The sequence below is a fragment of the Micromonospora sp. SYSU B005 genome (genome assembly GCF_055362685.1).
On sequence record NZ_JAXCFU010000025.1, the window covers coordinates 26,597 to 34,156 of the forward strand.

Consider the following 7,560-nt stretch of genomic DNA (forward strand, 5'->3'; position numbering starts at 1 on the left):
GTGCGCGCGGCCGGCGCGGAACCCGCGCCGGCCCTGCGCCGTGCGGTCCGGACCTATCTGGACCACCTCACCGTCGAACGCGGGCTGTCCGCGAACACGCTCGCCTCGTACCGCCGCGATCTGGACCGCTACCTCGCCACACTGGCCGCCGCCGGGGTGGACGACCTGGCCGCAGCCGGGCCCGCGCAGGTCGAGGCCCACCTGGCCCGGCTGCGCGCCGGCGACGACGACCACCCGCCGCTCGCCGTCTCCTCCGCCGCCCGCGCGGCCAGCGCGGTACGCGGCCTGCACCGCTTCGCGTTGCGTGAGGGCCTCGCCGGCGCCGACCCCAGCCGCGACGTCCGCCCGGCCGCGCCGCCGCGCCGGCTGCCCCGCGCGCTGCCCGTCGACGCGGTCCTGCGGCTGCTGGAGGCCGCCGACCTGCCCGGCGCCACCGGCGACGCCGCCGCCCGCGCGCTGCGCGACCGGGCGCTGCTGGAATTCCTGTACGGCACCGGCGCGCGCATCTCCGAGGCGGTCGGCGCCGCCGTCGACGATCTGGACCTGGACGCCGGTGCCGCGCTGCTGCGCGGCAAGGGCGGCCGGACCCGGCTGGTCCCGGTCGGCGGGTACGCGGCCGACGCGCTGCGCGCCTGGCTGGTCCGGGGCCGCCCGGCGCTGCTCGCCGCCGGGCGCGGCACCCACGCGGTGTTCGTGAACGCGCGTGGCGGCCCGCTCACCCGGCAGGGCGCCTGGGCGGTGCTGCGTACCGCCGCCGCACGTGCCGGCCTGCCGGTCGACGGTCCCGACGCGGTCTCGCCGCACACGCTGCGCCACTCGTACGCCACCCACCTGCTCGACGGCGGCGCGGACGTACGCGTGGTGCAGGAACTCCTCGGCCACGCCTCGGTGACCACCACCCAGGTCTACACGCTGGTGACGGTGGAGCGGCTGCGCGAGGTGTACGCGACGGCGCATCCGCGCGCCCGCTGAGCGCCGACGTGGCGAGCCCCGGCTGACGGGCGGCCGACACGCCGACCCGCTACCGAACGCGCTGCTGGCCGGTGGCGTACAGTCGGCATCGGCGCGGGCCTCCAGGTGCGACGGACCGGGGGTGCGCAGCGGCGCCGCGAGGGACGTCGGACGGCTCCGACGCCGGGTGGTCGTCGGGAGGGGGCAACGAGGACATGGCAGGAAACGGTGACCGTGCCGAGACCTGGACGTCGGAGCTCCGTGAGCAGCAGGCGACGCTCGGTGCCGATCTCGGCCCCGCCGACCCGGCCGCGTACACCATGCGCAAGCCGATCCCCGAACCCATGCCGACCGACCGGCACGGCCCCGCGCGGATCATCGCGATGGCCAACCAGAAGGGTGGCGTCGGCAAGACCACGACGACCATCAACCTGGGCGCGGCCCTGGCCGAGTACGGCCGCAAGGTGCTGCTCGTCGACTTCGACCCGCAGGGCGCCCTCTCCGTCGGGCTGGGCGTCAACCCGCACAACCTGGACCTGTCGGTCTACAACCTGCTGATGCAGGACGACGTCACCGCCGAGGACGTCCTCATCAAGACCGACGTGGCCGGCCTGCACCTGCTGCCCGCGAACATCGACCTCTCCGCCGCCGAGATCCAGCTGGTGAACGAGGTCGCCCGCGAGATGGCCCTGGCGCGGGTGCTGCGGACCATCCGCAAGGAGTACGACTTCATCCTGATCGACTGCCAGCCCTCGCTGGGCCTGCTGGCGATCAACGCGCTCACCGTCGCGCACGGCGTGCTCATCCCGCTGGAGTGCGAGTTCTTCAGCCTGCGCGGTGTCGCGCTGCTGCTGGACACCATCGACAAGGTGCGCGAGCGGCTCAACTTCGACCTGGAACTCGAAGGCATCCTCGCCACCATGTACGACAGCCGCACCACCCACTGCCGCCAGGTGCTGCAGCGGGTGGTCGAGGCGTTCGGCGACAAGGTCTACCAGACCGTCATCACCAAGACGGTGAAGTTCCCCGAGTCCACGGTGGCCGGTGCCCCGATCACCACCCTCGACCCGGCCTCCTCCGGCGCGCGCAACTACCGGCAGCTCGCCCGGGAGGTCATCGCCGCCCAGGCGGACCGGTAGGGCGCACGCCGGCCGCCCGCCGCGTCGTCTACGGTTTCCCGGTGACCGCACCGCCCCTCGACCCGCCGCACGGCCCCGGCGACCCCGCCGTCGCCGCGGAGCTGGCCGCCGAGGTCGACGGTGTGGTGCCCGCCGACCCGGGCACCGGCGAGCAGACGAGTGGCTTCACGGTCCGGCTGGACAACTTCACCGGCCCGTTCGACCTGCTGCTCCAGCTGATCAGCAAGCACAAGCTGGACGTCACCGAGGTCGCGCTGCACAAGGTCACCGACGAGTTCATCGCGTACCTGCGCGCCATGGGCGACCAGTGGGACCTGGACGAGACGAGCGAGTTCCTGCTCGTCGCCGCCACGCTGCTGGACCTGAAGGCGGCCCGGCTGCTGCCCTCGGCCGAGGTCGAGGACGAGGAGGACCTGGCGCTGCTGGAGGCGCGGGACCTGCTGTTCGCCCGGCTGCTGCAGTACAAGGCGTACAAGGAGGCCGCCGCGCACATCGCCGAGCTGGAGGCGGTCGGCGGCCGGCGCTACCCGCGGGCGGTCACCCTCGAACCGCGGTACGCCGAGGCGCTGCCCGACCTGGTGCTCGGCATCGGTCCGGAGCGGCTGCGCACGCTCGCGGTCAGGGCGATGAGCCCGAAGCCGGTGCCCGAGGTCTCCATCGCGCACGTGCACATGGTCCGGGTCAGCGTCCGGGAACACGCCGGCATCATCGCCGACCGGCTGCGCCGCGCCGGGATCGCCACGTTCTCGCTGCTCTGCGCCGACTGCGAGATGACGCTCGAGGTGGTGGCCCGGTTCCTGGCGCTGCTGGAGCTGTACCGGCAGGGCCTGGTGGCGTTCGTGCAGGAGCAGGCGCTGGAGGAACTGACAGTCCGCTGGACCGGCCCGGTCGACGGCGAGGCCGAGCTGACAGTCGACGAGTACGCCGGCAGCCCCGAACCCACGACCATGTCCACCCCCGCCGCGCCGGCCGGCGCCGCCGACGCTGCGCCGGCCGATGCCCCCGGTGCACCGGTCGCCGGTGCACCGGATGCCGCTGCACCGGTCGCCTCTGCACCGGATGCCGCGGTGGCCGGGGATGCCGCCGGCGCCGCCGTGCCGGGCGGCGTCGCCGCAGCCGCCGCATCCGACGCCGCCGTGCCCGCCGACGCGGCGGACGAACCCGCACCAACGCAGGAGTGAACGGATGAGCGACGAGGAACGCCGCGACTCCCTGGCCGACCAGGCCGCCGCCTGGGTGCCCCCGTGGGAGCGCCCGTCCGCGCCGAAACCCGATCCGGACAGCGTTGATTCGGCAGAAACCGCCGACTCGGCGCCCGAACCGCCCACAGATCTTGGAAGCCAAGGGCCCCGGGAGGGGCCGGATCCTTCCAAGATCGCCGAAGCGACGACGGATCTTGGTACGGAGGCGCCCCTTGAGGGGCGGGACCGTACCAAGATCTCGGGTGGAAGCTCGACGGCCGACGCCGGCTACGGCGACGACGGCCGGCGGGACGTCGACCACCACGCTGAGCGGGACGGCGACGCGGCCGCGCAGGACGCGGAGCAGCGGGCGAGCGGGGGAGCGGGTGCTGGGGGCGTACCCCCGAAGCGCGGACGGCGGCGGACGGCGCCGGAACCGCCGCCCGCGCCGGTCCTGGACGACGCGGAGCTGCGCGGCGCCCTGGAGGCGATCCTGCTCGTGGTGGACCAGCCGGTCAGCGAGCTGGTCCTGGCCGAGGTCCTCGAACAGGCCCCGGAGCGGGTCGGCGCGATGCTCGACGAGATCGCCGCCGGGTACACCGCGGCCGGCCACGGGTTCGACCTGCGCCGGGCGGCGGGTGGCTGGCGTCTCTACACCCGGCCGGAATACGCGACGTACGTGGAACGGTTCGTACTGGACGGGCAGTCCGTGCGGCTGACCCAGGCCGCGCTGGAGACCCTCGCCGTGGTCGCCTACCGGCAGCCGGTGACCCGTTCCCGCATCTCGGCCATCCGGGGTGTCAACTGCGACGGGGTGCTCCGTACCCTGGTGGGTCGCGGCCTGGTCGAGGAGTGCGGCACCGAAGCGGACAGCGGGGCCTACCTCTACCGGACCACCACCATGTTCCTGGAGAAGCTGGGGCTGAACTCGGTGGACGACCTGCCGCCGCTCGCCCCGTTCCTTCCCGACGACGTAGAAGAGCTTGCCGATGCGACGCGATGACCGTGCCCCGAAGCCCGACGCCCCCGTGTACGAGGGCGCCGAGCGCCTCCAGAAGGTGCTCGCCGCCGCGGGGGTGGGTTCCCGGCGCGCCTGTGAAGACCTGATCTTCCGGCGCCGGGTCACCGTGAACGGGCGGGTGGCGCAGCTCGGCGACAAGGCCGACCCGACCCGCGACGTGATCGTCGTCGACGGGGAGCGGCTGCAGGCCGACGTCCGCTTGGTCTACGTGGCGATGAACAAGCCGCGCGGGGTGGTCACCACGATGGCCGACGAGAAGGGCCGCACCGAGCTCGCCGACTTCATCGGCGCGCGGCTGGAGCAGCGGGTCTACCACGTCGGGCGACTGGACGCCGACAGCGAGGGCCTGCTCCTGCTCACCAACGACGGCACCCTCGCCCACAAGCTCATGCACCCGTCGTACGAGGTGCTCAAGACCTACCTCGCCGAGGTGGCCGGGCCGATCCCGCGCAACCTGGGCAAGCGGCTGACCGCCGGCATCGAGCTGGAGGACGGGCCGGTGAAGGTCGACGGGTTCAAGCTGGTCGACACGCTCGGTAAATCCGCCCAGGTGGAGCTGACCCTGCACGAGGGGCGCAAGCACATCGTCCGGCGCCTGATGGCCGAGGTGGGACACCCGGTGTCCCGTCTGATCCGTACCTCGATCGGGCCGATCAAGCTCGGCGACCTGCGCACCGGGCGGATGCGGCGGCTCACAAACGCGGAGGTCGCCGCCCTGTTCAAGGCGGTGGGTGACTGACCCCGACGATCGGGGTACGGCTCCCGGTAGGCTTCGACGCGGTCCGCGGGCCGGCACACGCCGGCCCGGCGGGACGCCCGCGCGGCGCGGGCAGAATTGACGACAGAACCATCCGCTCAACGGCGCCGGACATATCGGGCGACCTGCGAGGTACGGGCTGAGGAGGACAACGGTGGAGGAAAACGTACCGGCCGGGCGATGCGTGGTCGCTGTGGACGGGCCGTCCGGTTCGGGGAAGTCCACCGTGTCGCGGCGACTGGCGACGGGCCTCGGCGCCCGCTACCTCGACACCGGCGCCATGTACCGGGCGTTGACCTGGGCGGTCCTGCGCTCCGGCGTGGAACTCACCGACACCGAGTCGGTGGCGAAGGTCGCCGCCGAGGCCGACCTCCGCATCGGCACCGACCCCCAGGGGTACGCCGTGACAGTCGACGGCACCGACGTGTCCACCGCGATCCGCGGCGCCGAGGTGACCGGAGCCGTCTCCGCGGTGGCCGCCGTCCCCGCCGTACGCGAGCTGCTGGTGGACCGGCAGCGGCGGGTGATCGCCGACGCGGGCCGGATCGTGGTCGAAGGCCGGGACATCGGCTCGGTGGTCGCGCCGGACGCGGACCTGAAGGTGTACCTGACCGCCTCCGAGGCGGCGCGCGCGAAGCGGCGCAGCGCCGAGGACGCCGCCGACGTCGCGGCGACCGCCGCCGACCTGGCCCGCCGGGACCGGCTCGACTCGACCCGCAAGGTCAACCCGCTGCAGCAGGCCCCCGACGCGGTGGTGCTGGACACCACCGAGCTGGGCATCGACGAGGTAGTGGCGCGCCTGCGGGACATGCTCACCGAGCGAGGCGTGGCATGAGTGACGACGATTTCGGTGGCTGGGTGGAGTTGCGCGAGCCGGAGGCCGACTCCGGTGAGCCTACCGGCCCGCAGCCCGTGGTGGCAGTGGTCGGCCGGCCCAACGTCGGCAAGTCCACGCTGGTCAACCGCATCATCGGCCGCCGGCAGGCGGTCGTGGAGGACATCCCCGGCGTGACCCGGGACCGGGTGCCCTACGACGCGCAGTGGAACGGCCGGGCGTTCACGGTGGTGGACACCGGCGGCTGGGAGCCCGACGCCAAGGACCGCGCCGCGGCCATCGCCGCGCAGGCCGAGATCGCGGTGGTCACCGCCGACGTGGTGCTGTTCGTGGTGGACGCCATGGTCGGCTCGACCGACGTGGACGAGGCCGCGGTGAAGATGCTGCGCCGCAGCGCGAAGCCGGTCATCCTGGTCGCGAACAAGGCCGACAACACCACCATCGAGATGGAGGCGACCGCGCTGTGGTCGCTCGGCCTCGGTGAGCCGTTCCCGGTCTCGGCGCTGCACGGCCGCGGCTCCGGCGACCTGCTCGACGCCATCCTGGACGCGCTGCCGGAGGCGCCGAAGATCGTGGAGAACCGGCCGCGCGGCCCGCGCCGGGTCGCACTGGTCGGCCGTCCCAACGTCGGCAAGTCCAGCCTGCTCAACCGCTTCTCCGGCGAGGAGCGGGCGGTGGTCGACTCGGTGGCTGGCACCACAGTCGACCCGGTCGACAGCCTGGTCGAGATCGGCGGCGAGACGTGGCAGCTTGTCGACACCGCAGGCCTGCGCAAGCGGGTCGGCAAGGCCAGCGGCACCGAGTACTACGCCAGCCTGCGCACCGCCTCGGCGATCGAGGCGGCCGAGGTCGCCGTGGTGCTGATCGACTCCAGCGAGGTGATCAGCGAGCAGGACCAGCGGATCCTCACCATGGTCGTCGAGTCCGGCCGGGCGCTGGTCATCGCCTTCAACAAGTGGGACCTGGTCGACGGTGACCGCCGCTACTACCTGGACAAGGAGATCGACCGGGAGCTGCGGCGCATCCCCTGGGCGATCCGGCTGAACCTGTCCGCGAAGACCGGCCGCGCCGTCGACAAGCTCGCGCCCGCGCTGCGCAAGGCGCTCGCAAGCTGGGAGACGCGCATCCCCACCGCGCAGCTCAACCAGTGGCTCACCGCGCTGGTCCAGGCCACCCCGCACCCGGTACGAGGCGGACGCGCGCCACGCATCCTGTTCGCCACCCAGGCCGGGGCGGCGCCGCCGCGGTTCGTGCTGTTCACCACCGGGCCGCTGGACGCCGGCTACCAGCGCTTCGTCGAGCGCAAGCTCCGCGAGGAGTTCGGCTACGAGGGCAGCCCGATCGAGATCTCGGTACGCCCGCGCAAGAAGCTTGGCCCCGGCGGCCGGGGCAAGGCCCACGGCTGACGTCCGCTCTCTGTTGCACGCCACCCTCCTAGGATGCTCTAGGGGGTGTGGCGCGCGGCGCGGGAGGGGCCTCTGCGCACGGTGCGAAGATCCTGCGCTAAGCTGTACCGGCTGCCGCGGGGGAGACCTGGCGGGGGCATCGGGACGTGGCGCAGCTTGGTAGCGCACTTGACTGGGGGTCAAGGGGTCGTCGGTTCGAATCCGGCCGTCCCGACAAAGAAAAAGCCCTGACCAGCGGGAACACTGGTCAGGGCTTTGATTTTCTTCGAT

The 7,560-nt window shown here is 73.1% G+C and carries 7 protein-coding genes and 1 tRNA gene; all 8 read left to right on the forward strand.

What is annotated here, in order from left to right:
• A complete protein-coding gene (locus tag SM452_RS29270) occupies positions 1-972 on the forward strand; it encodes a site-specific tyrosine recombinase XerD (protein ID WP_463841117.1) in 972 nt (323 codons plus the stop codon).
• Positions 973-1,166: 194 nt separating this feature from the next.
• Positions 1,167-2,090: a ParA family protein gene (locus SM452_RS29275; RefSeq protein ID WP_013285595.1), complete on the forward strand. Its 924-nt coding sequence runs from the start codon at positions 1,167-1,169 to the stop codon at positions 2,088-2,090.
• A 41-nt stretch (positions 2,091-2,131) separates the two neighbouring features.
• Positions 2,132-3,271 (forward strand): segregation and condensation protein A, encoded by a 1,140-nt coding sequence (locus tag SM452_RS29280; protein ID WP_463841118.1) that lies wholly within the window; start codon positions 2,132-2,134, stop codon positions 3,269-3,271.
• A 4-nt stretch (positions 3,272-3,275) separates the two neighbouring features.
• Positions 3,276-4,274 (forward strand): SMC-Scp complex subunit ScpB, encoded by a 999-nt coding sequence (gene scpB / locus SM452_RS29285; protein WP_396884333.1) that lies wholly within the window; start codon positions 3,276-3,278, stop codon positions 4,272-4,274.
• Positions 4,261-5,031 (forward strand): pseudouridine synthase, encoded by a 771-nt coding sequence (locus tag SM452_RS29290; protein ID WP_194799866.1) that lies wholly within the window; start codon positions 4,261-4,263, stop codon positions 5,029-5,031. The genes scpB and SM452_RS29290 overlap by 14 nt, the downstream gene beginning before the upstream one ends.
• Before the next feature lie 172 nt (positions 5,032-5,203).
• The gene (gene cmk / locus SM452_RS29295) at positions 5,204-5,884 is read left to right on the forward strand and encodes a (d)CMP kinase (RefSeq protein ID WP_262016066.1); all 681 of its coding nucleotides are present in this window, start codon (positions 5,204-5,206) and stop codon (positions 5,882-5,884) included.
• Positions 5,881-7,290 (forward strand): ribosome biogenesis GTPase Der, encoded by a 1,410-nt coding sequence (gene der / locus SM452_RS29300; RefSeq protein WP_262016067.1) that lies wholly within the window; start codon positions 5,881-5,883, stop codon positions 7,288-7,290. Before cmk ends, der begins: the two co-directional genes overlap by 4 nt.
• A gap of 140 nt (positions 7,291-7,430) precedes the next feature.
• Positions 7,431-7,504: transfer RNA gene (locus tag SM452_RS29305), tRNA-Pro, on the forward strand.
• Positions 7,505-7,560 lie beyond the last annotated feature (56 nt).

Coding starts and splice junctions, on each gene's coding strand:
- der (WP_262016067.1), top strand. CDS start 5,881: ATGAGTGACGACGATTTCGGTGGCTGGGTGGAGTTGCGCGAGCCGGAG.
- SM452_RS29275 (WP_013285595.1), top strand. CDS start 1,167: ATGGCAGGAAACGGTGACCGTGCCGAGACCTGGACGTCGGAGCTCCGT.
- scpB (WP_396884333.1), top strand. CDS start 3,276: ATGAGCGACGAGGAACGCCGCGACTCCCTGGCCGACCAGGCCGCCGCC.
- SM452_RS29290 (WP_194799866.1), top strand. CDS start 4,261: ATGCGACGCGATGACCGTGCCCCGAAGCCCGACGCCCCCGTGTACGAG.